20 protein-coding genes and 1 other annotated feature are annotated in these 20,991 nt (G+C 43.3%); all 20 genes read right to left on the minus strand.

Annotated features, from left to right (window positions below; genetic code table 11):
- Positions 1–61: 61 nt before the first annotated feature.
- The 20 genes from DXB54_RS00580 to DXB54_RS00680 all read right to left on the minus strand — a co-directional run bounded on the left by DXB54_RS00580 (position 62) and on the right by DXB54_RS00680 (position 20,795).
- Entirely contained in the window at positions 62–940 is an 879-nt protein-coding gene (locus tag DXB54_RS00580; RefSeq protein ID WP_118693946.1) for a LysR family transcriptional regulator, read from the minus strand.
- 36 nt (positions 941–976) lie between these two features.
- A complete protein-coding gene (locus tag DXB54_RS00585) occupies positions 977–1,936 on the minus strand; it encodes a ketopantoate reductase family protein (RefSeq protein ID WP_118693947.1) in 960 nt (319 codons plus the stop codon).
- A 14-nt stretch (positions 1,937–1,950) separates the two neighbouring features.
- A complete protein-coding gene (locus DXB54_RS00590; RefSeq protein WP_118693948.1) occupies positions 1,951–2,397 on the minus strand; it encodes a hypothetical protein in 447 nt (148 codons plus the stop codon).
- A 119-nt stretch (positions 2,398–2,516) separates the two neighbouring features.
- Entirely contained in the window at positions 2,517–2,612 is a 96-nt protein-coding gene (locus tag DXB54_RS12370) for an AraC family transcriptional regulator (protein WP_243104746.1), read from the minus strand.
- A gap of 88 nt (positions 2,613–2,700) precedes the next feature.
- Positions 2,701–3,273: an anthranilate synthase component II gene (locus tag DXB54_RS00600; protein WP_021938397.1), complete on the minus strand. Its 573-nt coding sequence runs from the start codon at positions 3,271–3,273 to the stop codon at positions 2,701–2,703.
- Positions 3,273–4,760, minus strand: coding sequence for an anthranilate synthase component I (gene trpE / locus DXB54_RS00605; protein WP_118693949.1), 1,488 nt, complete (start codon positions 4,758–4,760; stop codon positions 3,273–3,275). The genes DXB54_RS00600 and trpE overlap by 1 nt, the downstream gene beginning before the upstream one ends.
- On the minus strand, positions 4,750–5,526 hold the full coding sequence (gene trpA / locus DXB54_RS00610; RefSeq protein WP_118693950.1) for a tryptophan synthase subunit alpha: 777 nt from the start codon (positions 5,524–5,526) through the stop codon (positions 4,750–4,752). The genes trpE and trpA overlap by 11 nt, the downstream gene beginning before the upstream one ends.
- Positions 5,519–6,709, minus strand: a complete 1,191-nt coding sequence (gene trpB, locus DXB54_RS00615; protein ID WP_118693951.1) for a tryptophan synthase subunit beta — start codon at positions 6,707–6,709, stop codon at positions 5,519–5,521. The genes trpA and trpB overlap by 8 nt, the downstream gene beginning before the upstream one ends.
- Before the next feature lie 232 nt (positions 6,710–6,941).
- Complete coding sequence (locus DXB54_RS00620) at positions 6,942–7,634, minus strand: phosphoribosylanthranilate isomerase (RefSeq protein ID WP_118693952.1); 693 nt, start codon at positions 7,632–7,634, stop codon at positions 6,942–6,944.
- 82 nt (positions 7,635–7,716) lie between these two features.
- Positions 7,717–8,493: an indole-3-glycerol phosphate synthase TrpC gene (gene trpC, locus DXB54_RS00625; protein WP_021938402.1), complete on the minus strand. Its 777-nt coding sequence runs from the start codon at positions 8,491–8,493 to the stop codon at positions 7,717–7,719.
- Between the two features lie 38 nt (positions 8,494–8,531).
- On the minus strand, positions 8,532–9,548 hold the full coding sequence (gene trpD, locus DXB54_RS00630) for an anthranilate phosphoribosyltransferase (protein WP_118693953.1): 1,017 nt from the start codon (positions 9,546–9,548) through the stop codon (positions 8,532–8,534).
- Positions 9,549–9,682: 134 nt separating this feature from the next.
- Positions 9,683–9,935, minus strand: a binding site (T-box leader).
- 792 nt (positions 9,936–10,727) lie between these two features.
- A complete protein-coding gene (locus DXB54_RS00640) occupies positions 10,728–11,180 on the minus strand; it encodes a GNAT family N-acetyltransferase (protein ID WP_021938405.1) in 453 nt (150 codons plus the stop codon).
- A 67-nt stretch (positions 11,181–11,247) separates the two neighbouring features.
- Positions 11,248–11,841: a TetR/AcrR family transcriptional regulator gene (locus DXB54_RS00645; RefSeq protein WP_021938406.1), complete on the minus strand. Its 594-nt coding sequence runs from the start codon at positions 11,839–11,841 to the stop codon at positions 11,248–11,250.
- A gap of 35 nt (positions 11,842–11,876) precedes the next feature.
- Complete coding sequence (locus tag DXB54_RS00650; RefSeq protein WP_118693955.1) at positions 11,877–14,114, minus strand: ABC transporter permease; 2,238 nt, start codon at positions 14,112–14,114, stop codon at positions 11,877–11,879.
- A 1-nt stretch (position 14,115) separates the two neighbouring features.
- Complete coding sequence (locus DXB54_RS00655; protein WP_118693956.1) at positions 14,116–14,814, minus strand: ABC transporter ATP-binding protein; 699 nt, start codon at positions 14,812–14,814, stop codon at positions 14,116–14,118.
- A 188-nt stretch (positions 14,815–15,002) separates the two neighbouring features.
- Entirely contained in the window at positions 15,003–15,716 is a 714-nt protein-coding gene (locus DXB54_RS00660) for a DUF6198 family protein (protein ID WP_118693957.1), read from the minus strand.
- A gap of 82 nt (positions 15,717–15,798) precedes the next feature.
- The gene (locus DXB54_RS00665; protein WP_021938410.1) at positions 15,799–16,551 is read right to left on the minus strand and encodes an alpha/beta fold hydrolase; all 753 of its coding nucleotides are present in this window, start codon (positions 16,549–16,551) and stop codon (positions 15,799–15,801) included.
- 165 nt (positions 16,552–16,716) lie between these two features.
- Positions 16,717–17,208, minus strand: coding sequence for a hypothetical protein (locus DXB54_RS00670; RefSeq protein ID WP_118693958.1), 492 nt, complete (start codon positions 17,206–17,208; stop codon positions 16,717–16,719).
- A 154-nt stretch (positions 17,209–17,362) separates the two neighbouring features.
- Entirely contained in the window at positions 17,363–20,092 is a 2,730-nt protein-coding gene (locus tag DXB54_RS00675) for an ABC transporter permease (RefSeq protein WP_118693959.1), read from the minus strand.
- A 1-nt stretch (position 20,093) separates the two neighbouring features.
- Positions 20,094–20,795, minus strand: a complete 702-nt coding sequence (locus DXB54_RS00680) for an ABC transporter ATP-binding protein (protein WP_118693960.1) — start codon at positions 20,793–20,795, stop codon at positions 20,094–20,096.
- Positions 20,796–20,991 lie beyond the last annotated feature (196 nt).

The following is a 20,991-nucleotide window of genomic DNA, read 5'->3' on the forward strand; positions in this document are numbered from 1 at the left end:
CTATGGGTTCATTTTAATATTCCTTATATAATTATGTCTAATACTTATATATTATCGTTTTCTATGCCCCAAAGGCATTAATCTCCTTTATGAATTTATTTACAGCCTGGGAATATGGGATATTGCGTCTCCAGGCAATCACAGTATTTGAGGTTATCTCCGGATACAGTCTCCTCTGCACCAACACATCATCACGCCAATATTTGGCTGCACCTTCTATTGATACCGGATAGCCGAGACCGTAGGCTGCCATGACACCTGCATTTGTCCCAAGATTACTGGTAAATGCCACATTTAACTTACTGAAATCCTTGCCGAACCAGTTGGCGATCTCACTCTGGACATTCTGCCGCTCCGGAAGTATCACCGGCTTGTCAAGAAGGTCCGCCTTGGTTATGTATTCATTTGCAGCTAAGGGATCGTCAGGCCTCATGCCCACAACCCAGTGGTCGCTTCCGGACAACCTTATATAGTCCATGCCCTCCGTGTCCACCGGCTCCATGAACAACCCGATATCCACAACACCCTTATTTATCATCTCATAAACCGTGTCCGCAGTGGCAGTATGTATGACGATCTGGACCATTGGATATTTCTCCTTGAAGCCCTTGCATATCTCAGCCAGGGTCTCCACCGCTGCAAATTCCCCACATCCCACAGTCACAGTTCCATCAACCAGCTCGCAGTCGCCCTTAAACTCCTCAAATATCTTATCCTCAAGATCGGTTATCTCAAGTGCCCGACGCTTGAGCAAAATCCCATCATCTGTGAGAGTGATGTTGTGTCCGCCACGCCTGAACAATGTGGTTTCAAGCTCTTCCTCCAATGCCGCAAGCTGCCTTGAAAGAGTTGGCTGTGTTATATGTAATTGTTCCGCAGCCTTAGTAAAGCTCTGCTCTCTTGCCACTGTCAGAAAATATCTTAAAACCCTTAACTCCATACGCTTCTCCTTATCATTTGAACAACAACATCTTCGTTATAACGAACAGGTACTCTCCGCCGTTCTTCCTTCGTAGTCGAACTTTCCGTCGTTCTTCTCCTCCAGTGCCTTTATCATATGGTAGGTGTACTCATTGTAAGGCGTTGGTATCCCAAGCTCCCTGCCCATTCGGATTAATGCCCCTGAGAACATATCTATCTCGGTCTTTCGTCCGGCGTCAATATCCTGCAGGGTAGAATATCTTGCAGACGGCGGAACAGGACTCCCGTGTACTGATGGTCCCGAAGCCTTGGTCATGTCTATCCCCTTCGCCTTGGCGATTGCTTCAAGCTCGCCCCGAAGTCCGTCGCTTATGGCCTTCATGTGTATACTGTCATTGTAGCAGCCAACTCCCGCCCCCAGTATTGCCTGGGGAAGGTTGTTACACACATTTAGCCTGAATTTGCTCCACACCTCTTCTATTATGTGTTCGGATGAGTTGTAATGTAATCCTGTATCTGCAAATAACTCTTCAATCCCACGAACTCTCTCACTGTCATAAGGAGCATTTTTCTCTCCAAATATAATTCCTATGGTCGTCTCCGGATCGAAGCAGAAATTATCGTCCTCTCTGTGGGACGCCACCTTAATAAGGGAGTACAACACATGTTCCTCTCCAACCTGTGCGGAAATGATTTCCTCACTGTCAACGCCATTCATGAGACTCATGACTGTGGTGTCATTTCCCACGATTTTCTTTATGCTGTCCATTGCTGCAGGCAAGGCACCATATTTCAGGCATACGATCAAAAGATCTACATTGTATGCCTCCTTGGGAGTCCACACCTCAGGATGGTAAACTGTGCCATTTATGGTAATTCCTTTATCCTTAAGTCTCTTATTTCTATCATTCTCTGCAACAACTCCAAGACTTATGCCCGACTTATCTGAAAGTCCCCATATCATATAGGCACCTACGGCACCTGCCCCAAGTATCGCTACATGTTTCATCTTCATTTGATTATCTCCTTCTATTCTTCAGAAAGCTCTGCCTTAACGTCCTTATACATTTCCTCATTCATGTCATATCCCAGATAAAATATTCCCCGGTAAAATGACTCTGACAACTGAGTCATACTGCCATCAATATATTTTTCTGCAATGTTTCCAAGCATTTCTATGATATCAAGCTTCCAGCCTTTTTCCTCATCACTGCAATCCCAGAAACCCGTCATGTCACGGTCTGAGGTATTCCCACAAGGAACTGAACAGGAAGAGCAGCCCGGGGAGATACGATACTTCTCATCGTGTATCTTCCTGATCACTTCATTTATTTCATCCTTACTTTTTTTATCATCAAATTTTGCAACAGCAAGCACTGCCTCTGCGACGATCCTGTCGGTGTCGGCTGTCTTGCCCGAATTACCTGTAGCACCCACAAGACCTATCAGTGCCCCAAGAATATCATCTCTTTCCATCTATATCTCCCATAATCTGTAAATTATTTTCTATGACCTTTCATACCTGACATTATATATTCTTACTCACCATATTTCTTGCAGTCAACAAACCCTACACCAGTTCATTAAAAATTTTTCTACTTTATTCTCCCATGGTATTCCTTAGGGGTGCAGCCCATTATCTCATGAAAATGTTTTGTAAAATAGCTGGGTGAGGAAAATGCCACAGACATTATAATTTTAAATCTTATTTTTGACAATCTTATTTTCTCTCAATAACCTCACCCTGATCCCTGCTGGACAGGTGTAATGCCGAGTTGATTATTTAACACTCTTCAGGAAATTCTCTATCATGATCCTGCCGTCATCTGTCATTACGGATTCCGGGTGGAACTGGAGTCCGAATACAGGATACTCTGTGTGCTCCACAGCCATTACCTCTCCGTCTTCGCTTACAGCTGTGACCTTAAGTTCCTTTGGAAGGGTCGCAGGGTCAACTGCAAGGGAATGATATCTTGCTGCGTAGAAACGCTCCGGCAACCCAGCAAATACAGTGCTTTCGCAGGTTTTGATCATTTCCTTCCTCTTTCCGTGCATAAGCTCCTTAGCATAGGTTACTGTAGCGCCAAAAGCCTGGCATATTGCCTGGTGTCCCAGGCATATTCCAAGTATAGGAACCTTGCCGGCAAAATACTTTATCACGTCTATACATACTCCGGCGTCCTCAGGTCTTCCCGGTCCCGGAGATATGATTATGGCTTCGGGAGCCATTTTCTCGATCTCCTCCACTGTGCAGTCATCATTTCTTATGACCTTCACATCACTGTTGACGCTGCCCACAAGCTGGTACACATTGTATGAGAAGCTGTCATAATTATCTATCAGTAATATCATTATTCCAGTCCTCCCTCCGCAAGCTTCACAGCGTCTACCACTGCCCTTGCCTTATTTACACATTCCTCAGCTTCCTTTGCAGGATTTGAGTCGCTGACGATACCTGCTCCGGATCTTATGCAGATACTGCCGTTCTTCTTATATACAAGTCTTATGGCGATACACACGTCAAGATTTCCCGCAAAATCAATGTAGCCTATGGCTCCACCGTATATGCCTCGCTTGCTCTGCTCAAGTTCCTCTATTATCTCGCAGGCACGGAACTTAGGTGCACCTGACAGAGTGCCGGCAGGAAGTATTGCGTCAACTGCGTCAATGCAATCCATATCATCACGGATCTCCCCCACAACTGTTGAACCTATGTGCATTACATGGGAGTATCTCTCTATCTCCATATACTTCTCCACATGGACCGAACCGATCTTGCTTATCTTTCCTATATCATTTCTTCCCAGATCCACCAGCATGTTGTGCTCAGCCAGCTCCTTCTCATCTGCAAGAAGCTCCTTTTCTGTGGCAATGTCAGCCTCAGGGGTCTTGCCTCTTGGTCTGGTTCCCGCCAGCGGAAATGTACTTATGCTGCCCTTGTCAAGCTTCGCAAGGGTCTCCGGCGAAGCTCCGGCGATCTCAATGTCATCACTGGAGAAATAAAACATGTATGGGGATGGATTTGTAGTCCTTAAAACCCTGTATGTGTCGAACAGACTACCCTCAGCCTCGGCTCTCATGGGATTGGACAGTACCACCTGGAATATGTCTCCCTCATGGATATAGTCCTTCGCCTTTTCCACCATGCCCATATACTGTTCCCTGGAGAACTGCGGCTTGATCTCCGTCTTAAGCTTAAGGGGCTGAAACTCCTTCTTCTTACCATTTTTTATAAGCTCCGCAAGTCTCTTTAATCTGTCCTCTGCCTTCACATATGAGTTGTCAATGTCCTCTGCCTTCACCCCTGTGATCAGGTATATCTTCTGTTTAAAATTGTCAAACGCAATGACGTCGTTAAACAGCATAAGATCCATGTCCTTAAAGTCGCCCTCGCCATGGTCGGCAAGCTTTAACTTCGGCTCGCTGTACTTTATGTAATCGTATGAGAAATATCCCACAAGACCACCTGTAAATGTAGGCATTCCCGGAACCACCGCTGTCTTGTGCCCGACGATTATCTTTCTTAATACATTTCCCGGATGGGAGGTCCTCTCACTGCTTATGACCTTGCTGCTTCCGTCAACTGTCTCCTTCACGGTTACGATTCCGTTGTTGCAGGTCACCTCAAGGATCGGGTCATATCCAAGGAATGTATAGCGTCCCCAGTTCTCACTCTGTCCCGCACTCTCAAGAAGATAGCACTGGCGGCTTACCTCCCTGAGTCTTCTGGTGACTTCTATGGGAGTGTATCTGTCGGACAACATTTCTATACATACCGGTATTCTTCTGTAGTCCCCATTTTCTGCAATTTCCTTTACTGTCTTAAGTTCAGGATACATGACATGCCTCCTTCATACTCTTCACATACTCACCCACATACTTTGATGCTTCCTTGCCGTATTTCTCAAGGAGCTTGACTATGGCTGATCCAACGATAACGCCGTCTGCCTCTGCTGCCATAACCTTTGCCTGCTCAGGTGTTGAGATACCGAAGCCTATGGCACATGGCACGTCGGTATTTGCCCTGATTATATCAACAATTGAATTTATATCTGTCTTTATCTCACTTCTCACACCTGTAACACCAAGACTTGACACAATGTAGATAAATCCCTTCGCCTCTGCCGCGATCATGGCGATCCTGTCTCCTGATGTAGGGGCTACCATTGAGATAAGATCTACGCCATATTTCTCACAGACGTCGAGGAACTCTCCCTTCTCCTCATAAGGGATGTCCGGAAGGATAAGTCCGTCTATGCCGATCTCCTTACAGATTGAGATGAATTTCTCTGCACCGTAGGAGAATATTACATTTGCATAGGTCATGAATACCATGGGTATGGTTACTTCTTTTCTTAAGTCCTTAACCATTGCAAATACATCATCGGTTGTAACTCCGTTACTCAACGCTCTGATATTTGCCTCCTGGATAACAGGGCCTTCTGCCGTAGGATCTGAAAATGGTATTCCAAGCTCGATAAGGTCGGCACCATTTGCAGCCATCTCCTTTACAACAAGCTTGGTGGTGTCAAGATCCGGATCACCACAGGTAATAAAAGGTATAAATGCTTTTCCGTTCTTAAATGCTTCTGCTATCTTACTCATAAATGTTCTCTCCTCTGTATCTGGCGATAGCTGCACAATCCTTATCGCCTCTGCCTGATATTGTAACTACTATTATCTGATCCTTGTCCATGGTCGGTGCCAGCTTTCTGGCGTATGCAACGGCGTGGGCAGACTCTATTGCAGGGATTATTCCCTCAGTCTTTGCAAGGTACTCAAATGCCTCAACTGCCTCGTCGTCTGTGATCGGCACATATTCTGCACGGCCTATGTCGTGAAGGTATGCATGCTCCGGTCCCACACCCGGATAGTCAAGTCCGGCTGAGATTGAATATACTGGTGCGATCTGCCCGTATTTATCCTGACAGAAGTAAGACTTCATGCCGTGGAATATTCCCAGGCTTCCTGTATTTACTGTAGCCGCTGTTTCAAATGTATCTATTCCTCTTCCGGCAGCCTCACAGCCTATGAGCTTGACGCCCTCGTCCTCAATGAAATTGTAGAAAGAACCAATGGCATTTGAACCGCCTCCCACACATGCGATAACTGCATCAGGAAGTCTTCCCTCCTTCTCCATGATCTGCTCCTTGATCTCCTTTGAGATAACTGCCTGGAAATCACGGACGATGGTTGGGAAAGGATGTGGTCCCATTACTGAGCCCAGGCAATAGTGAGTATCACTGATCCTTGAGGTCCACTCCCTCATTGCCTCTGATACGGCATCCTTAAGAGTTGCGGTTCCGCTCTTAACAGGGACTACATCTGCTCCGAGAAGCTTCATACGGTACACGTTAAGTGCCTGTCTCTTGGTATCCTCTTCGCCCATATATACTACACATTCCATTCCCATAAGGGCGGCTGCTGTAGCTGTGGCAACTCCGTGCTGTCCTGCACCGGTCTCGGCGATAAGCCTTGTCTTGCCCATCTTCTTGGCAAGCAGTGCCTGTCCAAGTACGTTATTTATCTTGTGGGCTCCCGTGTGGTTCAGGTCTTCTCTCTTTAAGTAGACCTTTGCTCCACCCAGATCCTTTGTCATCTTTTCTGCGTAATATAATCTTGAAGGTCTTCCTGCATATTCATTTAAAAGCTCTGTAAGCTCTCTGTTAAATTCCGGATCATTTTTGTAATGATCATATGCCTCCTCCAGCTCTATAACTGCATTCATAAGTGTTTCCGGAATGTACTGTCCACCATGAATACCAAATCTTCCTTTTGTATTTGTCATCTTTATGTCTCCTTCCTATTGAGATTGATTTTTTTTTTGCTTTTTTATTACTCATATATACATATAATCAGTCCTGCTTATTTTTCTATTCGGTTCGACCTGCTTATTAACCGGCAGTCGCCCAAACTCGTCCTTACGGACTTCAAACATGGGCTTTGTGCCGGTAGCAAGGTCAAACCTCATTACGAAAAATTTCGCCATGGACTGTTTTATATGTATATATGAGCTTCCACTAAAGCGCCCTTGTGCTTTTTACGAAAGCTGACATCTTATCCGGGTCTTTGTGTCCATCTGTTTCGATTCCTGAGCTTACGTCCACTGCAAATGGCTGAACTGTCTCAACCGCTTTTTCTATATTCTCCGGAGTCAGTCCTCCTGCCAGAAAGAATTCTCTCTTAATACCTTTTATGAGCTGCCAGTTAAAGGTTGCTCCCTCGCCCTTTCCCGGATCGAACATTATATAATCTGCAGAGCTTTTTACTGCTTCTGTAATTACATCATCTGTTGATTTTTCAGATGTCTCAGTGATCGCATTGCCTGTAGGCTTTTCAGGCGTCTCAATGTTCGCATTGCCTGCCAGGTTTATGTTCTCGCCGGTCTTCTTCATCTTAAATGCCTTTATTACTGTGAGCCCTGCATCGTGAAGCTTCTTTATATATTCCTCATTTTCATTTCCATGAAGCTGTGCTATGTCTATGATGCCCACATTATAATAGCTTATTACCTGTTCAGCCGGAGCATTGACAAATACTCCTACAGTCTTTATCTCCGAATCTAGTTTTCCCTTTAGCCTTGCTGCCTGTATTGCACTGACATTCCTGCTGCTTCTGTCCCAGAAAATGAAGCCTATGTATTCCGGCTTTAGTTTATTTGCAATTTCTATATCCTGAATCCTTGTCAGGCCACATAGCTTTATTCTCGTCATGAAACCTCCTGTATCTTTAGCTTTGCGCCAGGCTTTCTCGTCAATGCCCGGAAGCAATGTCTCTAATTTTTATGTTTTTCTGTCAGACTTTCAATTCATCAAGCTTTTGTTTCTTGTCGTCAGCTCTCATAAGTGTTTCACCTATCAATACAGCATTTACCCCGGCGGCTCTCAACGCTCTTATATCCTCTGCCGTCTTCACTCCGCTCTCTGCCACAAATATCACATTCCCCGGCACCAGTGCCCGAAGCCTTCTGCTGTTTCCGGTGTCAACCGAGAAGTCCTTGAGATTACGGTTATTTACCCCGATGATCCTTGCACCTGCATTTACCGCCATGGCGATCTCTGCCTCGTCGTGAGCCTCCACCAAGGCACTTATGCCAAGCCCGTCACATATGCCTATGTATTTCTTTATCTGCGCCTCTGTAAGTATGGAACAAATTAGCAGCACCGCCGAGGCACCAAGAAGCTTCGCCTCATATATCATGTACTCGTTTACTGTGAAATCCTTTCTGATACATGGGATACTTACCCTTTCGGTGATCTCCTTCAGATACTCATTCTTTCCAAGGAACCACTTAGGCTCCGTGAGGACTGATATGCAGTCGGCACCTGCCTTTTCGTACTCCTCCGCAATCTCTGCATAAGGGAAATCCTCTGCGATGACCCCCTTTGAAGGTGACGCCTTTTTACATTCGCAAATGAACGAAAGCTCCTTTCCGGAAAGTGCATTTTCAAATTCAAATTTTCCCTTAGGCATATCCTCTGCCATTTTTTTGATGTCAGAAAGACTTATCTGCTTTTCTGCCTGCTCTACTCTGTATGTGGCATATGCTGCCAGTTCTGCAAGAATTGACATTTATATCTCCTTCTCGTAAATCTATATATCTGCAAATATTATCTGTTGCTTACTTCGATGAATTTATCAAGGGTCTCGGTAGCCTTGCCTGAGTCGATGATCTCTGCCGCAAGCTCTATACCTGCCTTGAAGCTGTCTGCCTTTCCCCCGATATAGAGGGCTGCTCCGGCATTCATGAGAACTGCATTTCTCTTTGGACCCTTCTCACCCTTAAGGATATTTCTTGTGATCTCTGCATTTTCTTCAGGAGTGCCACCCTTAAGCTCGTCCTTTGTACACTTCTCAAATCCAAAGTCCTCAGGATTGATGATGTATGTCTTGAACCATCCGTCCTTGAACTCGCAGATCTTGGTTGGTGCACTCATGGAGATCTCATCCAGCTTGTCCATTCCATATACCACCATTCCACGCTCAACGCCGAGATTTATAAGAACCTGTGCCAACGGCTCTACAAGGTACTCGTCATATACGCCAAGTAACTGCATTTTAGGGTTTCCCGGATTGGTAAGAGGTCCAAGGATGTTAAATACTGTTCTGAAACCAAGCTCTTTTCTTATTGCTCCCACATACTTCATTGATGTGTGATATTTCTGTGCGAAGAAGAAGCACATGCCTGCTTCCTTGAGAAGCTCTACACACTTTTCAGGCTCCTGATTTATATTTACCCCAAGTGCTTCAAGACAATCCGCTGTACCACAGAGGGATGAAGCTGCTCTGTTTCCGTGCTTTGCAACCTTCATTCCGCCGGCTGCTGCAACAAGAGCTGCTGTTGTGGAAATGTTAAAGCTCTGGGCATTGTCTCCGCCTGTTCCTACGATTTCAAATATATCCATTCCTGTGTCAACCTTTGTGGCGTGATCTCTCATGGCTGCCGCACAGCCTGCGATCTCGTCTGTTGTCTCTGCCTTTGCACTCTTGGTTGAAAGTGCTGCAAGGAATGCTGCATTCTGGGTTGGTGTTGTCTCACCACTCATTATTTCGTTCATTACTTCATACGCTTCCCGGTATGAGAGGTCCTCTTTGTTTACAATTTTTACGATAGCTTCTTTGATCATGGTTTTTCTCCTTTCATTGAATACCTGTCCATCTGCACTTCTATATGGTATTAGCTGATTGTCTGTCAGGAGGTGTTTTCATGACTATTTTAATTATTTGCATTAAAAAAGTCCCTGACAGATATTAAATATCTATCAAGGACGAATATACTTTATTATCCGCGGTGCCACCCTGAATTCATGGAAACGACCCATGCTCTTAGCTGAATACCTTCATATTCACGACAACTTACGTATGCCACACGTCACAGAATACTCTGCATAGCTCAAATGCATTTGACTGTGCCCTCAGGAGTCCATTCCCATCCTACTATTCTACTGCATCTCACCACCGCAGCTCTCTGGAAGACATCGTAAAGAGGTACTCCTCTCCTTCATCGGTTTATAGCTTTATTAAATTTTCTTTTTTGTTACATTATAAAACATAAACTGTGAATGTCAATACCTTATCATTGTACTATTTTCAACAAATAACCATGCGATCAATGCAAATGCTCCACCCCTCCGTCAATCGTCATTTGTCTATTTCAGTGGACTTCCATTAATCATTAAAACTTTCATTTTTCACCGCTTTTCATGAATATTAATCCATTTAAAGTTTACATTTTATACAACGCCTCTTGTGTTCCGAACATATGTTTGATATAATGAATATGGTGCTACCCTATTCGGTAGGCGGTTAGTTCTTCTCCACAGGAGTTATAGCCTGTGTTTACATAGAAATCCTTCCAGGAAATCTATATGAGGAGGTTCGTGCTTATGCTTACAGCGGAGCTTTTTATAGCCATTATCAGCTTATGTATTACCTGCTTTGCTCTTGGTTATACCGTTGGTTCTAAGAGCAATGATAAGACGAAAAAATAACCGCCCTAGTCCTGGTAAACTGTAGGCGGTCATTTTGATCAAATATTTCAGGGCTAACCGTCTATCGGTAGCACCTTCTTTTAAATTATAGTATCATTTAACAACCTTTATGTCAAACATGCATTCAATTTTCATCGCTCGAAATCCTGTGACAATAACTCTAAAGCAATATCTTCACATTCATATCCCACAATTTTTATTCTATTGATACCTTTTTTCAAGGATACCGTTTTTACAACATAATCATCCACACAATTATCCGAAGTACATTCCATCATTGTGGTAACATGTTCTTTCACGATCAGCCCCTGAACGTCAAAGTTTATATTGCATGAAGTTATCATTATGTACAAATCCAAAATCCATATACAATTTAACCCCCATATCGGACGCTGTAATCTGTATTGTTCCACATCCATAGTCTCTGGCGTCATTTACAACACGGGATAGCAGTTCCTTCGCAATGCCCTTTCTTCTGTATTTTGGATTCGTAAACATACTGGATAACAATCCTATCTTTCCACTTGGACATCCAAAATAAGGAGGCTTCTCCACAAATGACATTCCGCTTGTTCCTATAATATCTTCCCCATCAAGAGCAAGCCAGGATACAAATGTTCCATCAGCCATATGTCTAGTATAGTATCCCTTCAATGCAGGGACCAGATCTATCTCTTCTTTAGCCCCTTCTTCTCTAAGCTGGTTTATCCTCATGTCAATAAAAGTATCAAGTTCTTTTTCTGTAAGTCTTTTATATTCAATGGTCATTTATATGGTCTCCTTATATAAACCTAAATCGTATTTACAGTATAACATAAATACAGGCACTTGGCTCTTACTCCGTCCTTCCGAATATCTCATACAATATAAGGTCTCTCATCCGTTCCATGGTTTCCTCATACACAGCTTCATGAAGCATCTCTCTTCCCTCCGCAGCAAGCACATAGACCTTTATGAGATTTGCCACAAGGGTCATATTTACGTCCGGTCGGACACCCTCCATAAGGGTCATGAATTTATTTGCAATCTGCAGTTCTTTCTGCATATTGGGTGCCGCCTGCTCCGGAAGCATTTGCACCAGACGCTTCTCATCCTCCGGGGAAAGACTTGGAAATATGCTGTAATTGTCATCAATCATGAATTTCAGGTAGGTTCTCGTCTCGGCAGGTCCAGCCTTTTCCTTCCCGTTCAATGCCATCCGCAGCAATTCAGGGATTATGCTCCTCCTGTACTGCACCACTTCATACACATAAGCCTCTTTTGATGGGAAGAAATTGTAGAAGGTGCTAACACCTATGCCTGCTGCCTCTGTGATCTTGGCGACGGACATATGTGTCATTCCATACTGCTTCAGCAGATCAAAGCCTGCCGCCAGCATTTTTTCCTTATATTCTGCTCTCTCCGCTTCTGTAAATACCCTCTTAGCCATGTGCTTCCTCCAAATAACAGTATTTGCAAATAATACTATTCGTTCCTACTATTTTCCTTCAAAGCCTCCACCATGTCAATCCTTGATATTTTTCTCTTCTGGAGCAACAGTGACAGTTCGTATGTAACCCAGGTAAGCAGGAAGCTGATCACTATAGCCTTAGCAGTAATAACAGGTGAGAACAGCATTCCGTAATTATCTATTGTGTCGGAATATCCTACCTTGACAAATGAATATGCGGCAGGTATTCCCAACAGATATCCTATACATACCAGGATGTGATTTACATTGAGCACTCTGTTGGAGATCTCTTTTTTGCTGAAACCAAGTACCTTCATAACCGAGATATTTGTTGAGGTTTCAGCCACAATCATGTTGATGATAAGGTACAGCACAAATACACCAAGTACTATTCCCACGATCTCGATTATGAAAATGATGGCTTTCATAGGTCCCATGAGATTATCCATTGTTTCTGCTGTGACAGTCATCTTGGTCTCACTTGCCACAAGCTCCTTGTCAAGTGAAAGTTTATCCTTGCTTATGATACAGTTGTAGGTTCCCTTGTCTACCCCTGCAAGCCTTGTTGCGTTATCCATCCCTGTGTACAGGTAGCAGTGGGTATTATCCGTTACAATTCCACTGATCCTTACCTTATGTTCTTCAAGATCGGCAATGTTGAAAAATGTCATCTCGTCGCCAACCTCTACCCCGTATGTTTCTGCCGCTGCACTTGTAAGGTAATATTTATCAAGGTCAAGCTTATCTCCGCCATCTGTCTTATCCGGGAAATATTTGGAATTGTCCACTATTCCCTGTGCAGAAAGCTGCACTGTACTGCCGTCAACTTCATAATAATTCTGGAACAGAGCCTCTCCCTCATCCGGTGTGCCCTGCAAAAGAGTGTTTAATCTATACAGATATTCGTATTTAATTGAGCTTTTAAGTCCGCCATCAAGCAGTGTATCCATGCTGTCGCTCATGACCAGTCCTGCAATTATACAGAAGGCTGCGATTGCCACACCTATAATGGTGACGATGCTTCTTCCCGGATGTCCGATGACGCTTCTCACTCTCATTTTTATCTGGGTCTTTGCATGGCTGTCCTTCATTATTCCGATGGTCTTTGTTTCTTTTCCTGTATTTCTCAGGAGATCCACAGGTGCCTTCTTAAGGAGTCTTCCCGCCTGTATTGCAATAGCTGCACAGTAAAGAAGTGTAGGAAGCACCAGGGCGATTATAATAGAAGGAATGTTATATGTCGGTTTGTAAATAAGTGTCTCAAAATCATATTCAATGTAGAATGTGCATAGTAATCCGGTAAGCGGTATGGAGGTCAGTACTCCGATCACACTTCCGATGACGCCCGGTATCAGGCCATATCTTACATAATGACCTACAATCTGCTTTCTTGAAAATCCCAGTGAGATAAATGTTCCAAGAAGATACTGCTCACTCTTTATATTTCTTCCAAGCACCATGACAATAAGTGTAAGGACAATTATGAACATAACAGGTGCGAACATGGTAGCCATATTTGAAACGGCGTCACCTTCATTTACAGGCATTGATATCCTGGTGTTGGTTGTGGCTGCCATATAGCTTGCGATCACGTAATCCTTGTTTAATCTCTTGCGGACTTCCTTTGAGTTGTCCTTGTTGTACTTTATGGAATAGTACGCTGTCTCCTCAGCGTCGATCTTGTCATATTCCTGACGATCTACAATCATCACTGCAAATTTCTCATTGTCGATAAATCCTGTAAATGTCTGGAGCATATAAATGTAATCAGCCTTTGTTGTATATGCTGATACCTTATAGGAATGATCTCCAAGGGAAATCTCATCCCCAACCTTTATATTGTGGGTATCTGCGAAGTCCTGGGTAAGGAGTGTCTCTCCGGCTCCCGGTTCATGACCGTCTCTCACATCATACAGGTTCAGCTTCTCCGGCTTGGCAAATACTCTGATGGTGGCTCCGTCCAGATCTCCGCTTTCTACTTTCACATCCTTATAGCCACTATACTCAAGGATCACATCATATTCATTTTCAAGTTTCTCTATATCATCGTCTGTCAGAGGCTTATATGTAACAAATTCTGCGTCCTCTGCCTTATATTCATCCACGAAGTCTCTCACAACCTTGGTAAGGGTACGGCCTGTTGACACAGCAGCCACTATAATCATGGATGTAATTGCAGTGAGGATGATACTTATAATATAAAAGGATATATTTTTCTTTACGCTACGTCCTGCTCTCTTGTTGATAGTCATATTACAATTCCATCTCCTCTACTCTTTTCTTGTCTGTGTTCTTTGTATTTGACACTACCTTACCATCTGTGATCTTGATGATACGATCTGCCATACCGGCAATGTTCAGGTTATGGGTGATGATAACAACTGTTGTTTTGTATGTATCATTCATGCTCTGGATTCTCTTTAAAACATCCTTTGATGACTTGGTATCCAATGCACCCGTAAGCTCATCACAGAGAAGTATGTCAGGCTTCTTCACCATGGCTCTGGCAATGGCACACCTCTGCTGCTGTCCACCTGAAAGTTCTTTAGGGAAATGCTTCTCATACCTGGTAAGTCCGAGGCTTTCCATAAGTGTGTCTACGCTGAGGGGATCATTTACAAGCTCTGCAGTCATTTCAATGTTCTCTCTTACAGTAAGATCCGGTGTAAGATTGTATGACTGGAATACAAATCCAAGCTTATTTCTTCTGTATGCTTCAAGCTCTCTGGCAGACATTTTCTCAAGATCAACTCCGTCCACTATCATGCTTCCCTCTGTCAGCTTGTCAAGACCGCCAAGTATATTTAAGAGTGTACTCTTACCACTTCCGCTGGGACCAAGGATTACAACAACCTCTCCCTTCTCCATACCGAAATCTGTATGGTCTAAGGCATATACCGTTGCTTCTCCTTTTCCATATTTCTTTACTAAACCTTTTCCTTCGATGAACATTCTGCGTCCTCCCTGTTATATGCGAATATTTTATTTATTTCATTCGCATATATGTTAGTTCTAACTAACTGATATGTCAAGTGCTTTTGCGAATATTTTTTATATTTTATTCGCATATTTACAAAAAAACCAAAGCAGCCAATCTAATTTCTTAGACTGACTGCTTTTTAGAAGATATATTCTATTTACTAATTTTTTGCCGCAAGGATCTTGTCTGACTTTATCTTTACTAAGTCTTCATTATCCGGCTCTTTGTGAAGAAACGATACGAAAGTCATCTTTTTGTCAATGAGCTTTCCTGCAATGGCAACACCTTTACCCATTGTAAATGCAGCCACAATGGTACCTATTCCAAGTCCCAGTATCTTTCCAAGAGCAAAGTATGTAAGGCAGGCTGTAACAAGCAGGCAGGTCACATCAAAGGTGATCTTCACTCTTGAATACGGCTTGTTGATGATCTCTGCCAGATCTCTTGGGAACAGATCTGTTGGTATTATCGGCAGCTTACATCTATTTGACAATGCTATGCCGAAGCAAAGAACCACATAGCTCACTACGAAATAGGTTATTCTGAGTGGAATTGACATTGGTAATTTTGTTATCCACAATTCATTTACGTCCATTAATTTGCCAAACATAAAACCTGCCACAAAACTGAACAGATATGATGGAACAAATCTTTTCTTGAGAACCATAAGTGTGATCACAAGAAGCCCCTGGAAGATATATGTCCATGTCCCAAGGGTCAACTTAGGAAATACCTCACTGAATGCATAAGGCACACTTGATATTGCAGATATTCCCGAACCGGACTGGAGCATAAGTAAAACTCCTATGCTGTTTATGATGATCGCAAGTAAGAGTGCCGCCTCTCCTCTAAGTATAAGTCTACTGTCTTTCATGCTTTACTCCTCTTTCTTGTTTAGAATTTTACCGCATGAAATTATAGTCCTATTTTTTCGGGATAGCAAGACCGGGATTTTCCTATCCCAGCTTATCGATCATTTCCACAAATAATTCCGGTCTCAGGAGCACCAGCCCCGCATGTCCCAGTTTAGGCAAAACTTCAAATTTTGTCTGAGGGAATTTATTTCTTATATATGCTATATCCTGCTTTCGCTCCTTTTCCTCACCGTCTGAATACCAGTAATGAAGCTCAGTGTCAAGCTTTGGAATATTTGCAGGAACTTTATAGTTGTTGCACGACTCAAATGTACGCCACAAGGTCTTGCTGCTACAATGTCTCAAGACATCCGCCACATACTGCAGGTCTTCCTTGGTGTATTCATCAGTTGCAAATGCCTTTTCCAGCAGTCCCACTCCGCCTGTCCTTCCAATCATCATCATAAGATAATCCTTAAGGGCGATAAAACGTGTCACGATCCATGGCAGCTGATAAGGCGTAATTCCGCCATCCATAATGCAATGTCTTATTGGAATTTTCTGTCCCAATGCCACCAGAAGTGAAATAGAGCCGCCCATTGAGCAGCCATACACCGCATACAATTCGGTGTAACCTTCTGCCTTGAGCCAGTCATTTAATTCCGAAGCGATCTGCTCCACGCTGGTGAAATCGCTGTTATTCTCAAAGTCATATCCTGGAAGAGCCGGCACAAGCAAATGGTATTTCTTCTGTAGCAGCGGAATTACATTTTCAAAATAATCCCACTTCACAACTGATGGATGTATCAGCAAAATTGTCTCTTTATTTTCTTTTCCAAATTCATGGATGTTCATTGTCACATTTACCTCCGCAAATATCAATTATGTATTTTTATGCAAATCCACTGACCAACCTGCATACATACTGCATCACTCCATATGATCTGCCGACCAAAACAACATGCCTGCACGCATAATCCAACAGCACACATGATCAATCACCTACATACTCCGCTATCCTTAAAACAGTGTGCATACCCATGCAACCACAAGGCAGATCGGGATGTAGATAATGAAATGCATTATATGAGTTTTCTTGTTGTAGCCAAACATATGTGGTCCCACCACGCCCTTAAGCTCAGGGTAGAAGTGCGGGAAGAAGTTGGAGTGGCACAGAAGAACCCAGTCGAAAAAGCATATATCGTAGATTTCCATGCAATAAAGCATTGCTATAAATCTTGCGAAGAACAGCCCGAAGCCAAAATTATTCTTGACTCCATCCCAGGCTGCAAGGATCACTGCCCCTGCAAATAATGCAAGTGCGATCACTTCTATGATCCAACCGACTATGCTTGCACCAGGAAATCTCTGCTTTTTATCTGGGATAGCCTCAAGATTTTCTTTTGGTGCCGAGGAGAAAAATCTCTTATCCTGGATAAATGCAACCACTCCGTACAAAATAAGGAAATATCCTAACATGATCATTAAAATCGCAACTATTGTTACCGCCATTTGAATTTCATCCTCCCTCTTATCTAAAAATGTTTTCAGGTTAGTTTTGTCTAACTCCAATACATTATAGCATATCGTCACCTGATTACAAGAAAAAAAAGACCCTGATCCGGGGCAATTCCCGAACCAGGGTCTTCTCTGTAAAGCAAATGCCTTACTCTCTGTTCTTAAGCACTTCCACCGGTGTCATCTTCTTGATACGTCCCACCAGCAGGTGATTTATGATGAAGTACAGCACAACAACTATTGCAAATATTCCAATATAGAACCATGCAGGGAAGGATTTGTCTACGCCGCAGGCAACATTAGGTGTAAATGCCGGCTCATAGGCCAGATCCATTATTAGCTTTGACAGCGGCACGGATATTACCGCACCTAACATTACCACGTAGAAGTTGCCGTCCAGGTACATCCTCTTAAGCTCCTTGTTCCTGTAACCGAATATCTTTATAAGTGCTATGCTGAAGGATGATCTGTCTATCATTACCTTCATCATGAGGTAGAGCACTATTGCAAATATAACCGCAGACACTCCGCCTAAAGTAACTATCATCCCTCTCATCTGATCGGAGAAGATACCTGCCGCCTTCTCCACATCGGCCTTTGTGGTAGTTGAATACAGTCTTCCCTTCTCTATGTCAAGCTCGTGATCGGAGAATACCACATTGTAGAAATCATCCTGCTCACCAAAAAGCTCCAATGCCCTGTCGTATGGCATAAACACCATGAAGCTTGGAGAATACTGGGTTATGGCCTTTATTTCAAATGCATATAATCTGTTATTTTCCTCGTCCTTAAGTGTGAGTACATCTCCCACCTTCAAGCCGAATTTGTAGGATATTGATGAGCTTATGGTAACACTCTCTGCTGTATCCTCAAGATCCACATCAAAGAATGGGTTGTCGTCGGTAATTCCCATTACAGTAACATCAAAGCTGTAGCCATATATGGACTTCTTCATGGTCTTGGCATACGCCTCATAGCCACCCTTAGGGACGTTCTCTGTAGGATATTTGTAAGTGTACATGTATTCATACTTGGTGTCCTCTGGGTACTGGCTTCTGACATGTGCACAATACACATATATCTCAACTGCCATGATGCCGATAAGCATACTTACAAACATTCCAAATACTACTGTAAATGCTGTTCTGCTCTCTCTTATTATCTGTCTTAAACGGAACAGTTTCATAAACTTCATGTCCTTGAGCTTGACATTTTTGCTCCTGCCTGCCTTCTGCTCATTCCTTATGAGCGTAAGCACAGGTCTTGACAATCTCTTGTTGATGACAAGTCTTGTAACGATATAGCAGATAACCGGCGGAACGATAACTCCGTACACAATAAGGTATGGCATTATCATTACATCAAGCTCCGGAAGAGAATAATAGCTGTAGCAGTCCTGCATTTGCACCCTTACACCCAGACTGCTGTAGCCGATCAGGGTTCCGACGATGCCGGATATGGTGGCAACAACTGTAGGAAGCATTATGTAATGGTTCATCAGATCCTTCTTCCTGACACCAAGGGCATACAGTGCACCGATCACCGCACCCTCTTCATCTATTGAATGTACTACAAATACTGACAGCACATAGGATATAAGCACAAGGATTATACAACCGGCTATAACACCTACACTTCTGTACAGCTCCTGGTCACCTGAGGCTGCCTGTATCCTTGGGTTATCTCCCGCCTTGACAAATGAAAGGAGATTTCCTGCGTCAGCATTGAATATCTCATCTATAATGTCATCTGTCTCTGTCTTTAACTCATCTATACCATCATATAATTCTCCTGCACCTTCTTCGGCAGTTTTCACACCGTCGGTATATTCCCTCACACCATCAGCATAGGTTTTAAGCTCCTTGAGATCAGAAAGGAGATTCTGAAGTGTGAGCTTCATTATTGCGTTACTTTCGTTATCTATATGGTTCTTAAGGACATCTTCAAAGTTATCTGTTGTGAGCGTTTCAAAACCGTATGAGGAAAGACTCTCATTTGCCTCGGAGATATAGGACTCAAGCACTGTCCGGGCACCAAGCTTCATACCGGCATTGTTGTCCGTAAGCTCCTTAAGACCGTCCTTTAATTCCTTTGAGCCATCAAGGAGCTCATGTATACCATTTTCAAGATCATCCTTTGCCCCGATGGTCCTGTCCCAATAGTCACGGAAGAACTCATCATCCACATCATCTGCGGAGAACTCAAGGTTCTTAAGTTCATCCTTAAGCTCCTCATCTGTCATGCTGTCATTTAAAATGTACGCATAATAGTATTCCTCAGACTTTGAATTCTTACCTTCCGCCTTCATTGACTCATATGTATCCTCAGTGACAAATGCAAGCCCAAAGTTCTTACTGTCACAGCCTGTGTCTCCAATACCCTTTAAGGTACAGTCATAATCAGGAACCGTTCCTATTCCGGATACGGTAAATTCTCTGCCGCCGATCTCCACCTTATCCCCAACATTGATATGGTTGACCTCCGCATACCTTCTCTCTATGACCGCCTCTGTGTCATTCTCGGCCAATCTGCCGTCTTTTATAGTTATCTTGTCAATATTTTCCCTGTTCTTGAATAAACGTATTACCTTCTCGTCCTTGTCTGTGTAATCAAGATAGAACATTTTCTCAAGGGTAACCCCCTTATCCTTAAGCCTGTTCCACTCACTCTTCTTCATAGGGACAAATAGCGAGAACTCGCCATCCTCTACGCATGCCTTTTCGTCAGCCGCTTCACTTCCCCTAATTATTGTCTCCGCAGCACCTAACATGCTTACTACAAGATACATGCTAAGTACTATAAGAAATCCAATGGCGATATATCTGGGAGCATTTTTCTTAAGATCCCTAAGTATCCTTTTTCTCAAAACCTTCTGCATGTTATAAGTCCTCCAATTCTGCTGCCGGTATCTTAACCTCGTTCTTGTAATCCTTCTTGATAAGTCCATCCTTAAGGATTATTACCTGATCAACCATGTCCTTAATGGCATTGTTGTGAGTTACGATCACCATTGTGGTTCCGTACTGGGCATTTACCTTCTCAAGAAGCACCAGGATATCTCTTGAGGTCTTGGAATCAAGAGCACCTGTAGGCTCGTCACACAAGAGAAGCTTTGGATTTTTTATAAGTGCTCTGGCAATGGCACATCTCTGCTGCTGTCCGCCCGATAACTGGGACGGGAATTTGTTCTGGTGCTCCACAAGTCCAAGAACATCCAACAGCTCATCTATATCCAGTGGATTGTCTGTAAGGTATTCACATACCTGTATGTTCTCCCTCACTGTAAGGTTCGGCACCAGATTGTAGAACTGGAAGATAAATCCCAGATAATCCCTTCTGTAGTCCGACAGCTCATCAGGCTTTAAGCCTACCATTTCCCTGCCGTCCACCTGGATAGAACCTGAGTCGACTATATCAAGTCCTCCGATACAGTTAAGCAATGTGGACTTACCGGAACCACTGGTTCCCTGTATTACACACATGCTTCCCTTCTCGATCCCCACAGTCACGCCCTTCAATACCTGAATGTAGCTTCCGCCTTCTCCATAGCTTTTCTTCACATCTGATACCTGTACATACATGTGTCTTATTCCTCCCATAGACATTTTAATATTTGATCTATTTGTTAAACTTTTTCATCAAATTGTCATCATTATGTGCAAATCAACATAACAGTGTTATGTTGATGTTTAAATATTAGCTATGCCTAACTTAAGGCATAGCCTATTTTAAAATTATTTAATTAGCATTTTTGCTCTTGCAACTAATTTCATTCAG

Origin of the sequence: Coprococcus sp. OM04-5BH (assembly GCF_003482105.1) — a bacterium.
In the GTDB taxonomy this organism is placed as follows: Bacteria; Bacillota; Clostridia; order Lachnospirales; family Lachnospiraceae; genus Coprococcus.

What these genes read in the sequence shown, in the direction of transcription:
- DXB54_RS00580 (WP_118693946.1), bottom strand. Translation starts at nt 940, where the DNA reads ATGGAGTTAAGGGTTTTAAGATATTTTCTGACAGTGGCAAGAGAGCAG.
- DXB54_RS00585 (WP_118693947.1), bottom strand. Translation starts at nt 1,936, where the DNA reads ATGAAGATGAAACATGTAGCGATACTTGGGGCAGGTGCCGTAGGTGCC.
- DXB54_RS00590 (WP_118693948.1), bottom strand. Translation starts at nt 2,397, where the DNA reads ATGGAAAGAGATGATATTCTTGGGGCACTGATAGGTCTTGTGGGTGCT.
- DXB54_RS12370 (WP_243104746.1), bottom strand. Translation starts at nt 2,612, where the DNA reads ATGTCTGTGGCATTTTCCTCACCCAGCTATTTTACAAAACATTTTCAT.
- DXB54_RS00600 (WP_021938397.1), bottom strand. Translation starts at nt 3,273, where the DNA reads ATGATATTACTGATAGATAATTATGACAGCTTCTCATACAATGTGTAC.
- trpE (WP_118693949.1), bottom strand. Translation starts at nt 4,760, where the DNA reads ATGTATCCTGAACTTAAGACAGTAAAGGAAATTGCAGAAAATGGGGAC.
- trpA (WP_118693950.1), bottom strand. Translation starts at nt 5,526, where the DNA reads ATGAGTAAGATAGCAGAAGCATTTAAGAACGGAAAAGCATTTATACCT.
- trpB (WP_118693951.1), bottom strand. Translation starts at nt 6,709, where the DNA reads ATGACAAATACAAAAGGAAGATTTGGTATTCATGGTGGACAGTACATT.
- DXB54_RS00620 (WP_118693952.1), bottom strand. Translation starts at nt 7,634, where the DNA reads ATGACGAGAATAAAGCTATGTGGCCTGACAAGGATTCAGGATATAGAA.
- trpC (WP_021938402.1), bottom strand. Translation starts at nt 8,493, where the DNA reads ATGTCAATTCTTGCAGAACTGGCAGCATATGCCACATACAGAGTAGAG.
- trpD (WP_118693953.1), bottom strand. Translation starts at nt 9,548, where the DNA reads ATGATCAAAGAAGCTATCGTAAAAATTGTAAACAAAGAGGACCTCTCA.
- DXB54_RS00640 (WP_021938405.1), bottom strand. Translation starts at nt 11,180, where the DNA reads ATGACCATTGAATATAAAAGACTTACAGAAAAAGAACTTGATACTTTT.
- DXB54_RS00645 (WP_021938406.1), bottom strand. Translation starts at nt 11,841, where the DNA reads ATGGCTAAGAGGGTATTTACAGAAGCGGAGAGAGCAGAATATAAGGAA.
- DXB54_RS00650 (WP_118693955.1), bottom strand. Translation starts at nt 14,114, where the DNA reads ATGACTATCAACAAGAGAGCAGGACGTAGCGTAAAGAAAAATATATCC.
- DXB54_RS00655 (WP_118693956.1), bottom strand. Translation starts at nt 14,814, where the DNA reads ATGTTCATCGAAGGAAAAGGTTTAGTAAAGAAATATGGAAAAGGAGAA.
- DXB54_RS00660 (WP_118693957.1), bottom strand. Translation starts at nt 15,716, where the DNA reads ATGAAAGACAGTAGACTTATACTTAGAGGAGAGGCGGCACTCTTACTT.
- DXB54_RS00665 (WP_021938410.1), bottom strand. Translation starts at nt 16,551, where the DNA reads ATGAACATCCATGAATTTGGAAAAGAAAATAAAGAGACAATTTTGCTG.
- DXB54_RS00670 (WP_118693958.1), bottom strand. Translation starts at nt 17,208, where the DNA reads ATGGCGGTAACAATAGTTGCGATTTTAATGATCATGTTAGGATATTTC.
- DXB54_RS00675 (WP_118693959.1), bottom strand. Translation starts at nt 20,092, where the DNA reads ATGCAGAAGGTTTTGAGAAAAAGGATACTTAGGGATCTTAAGAAAAAT.
- DXB54_RS00680 (WP_118693960.1), bottom strand. Translation starts at nt 20,795, where the DNA reads ATGTATGTACAGGTATCAGATGTGAAGAAAAGCTATGGAGAAGGCGGA.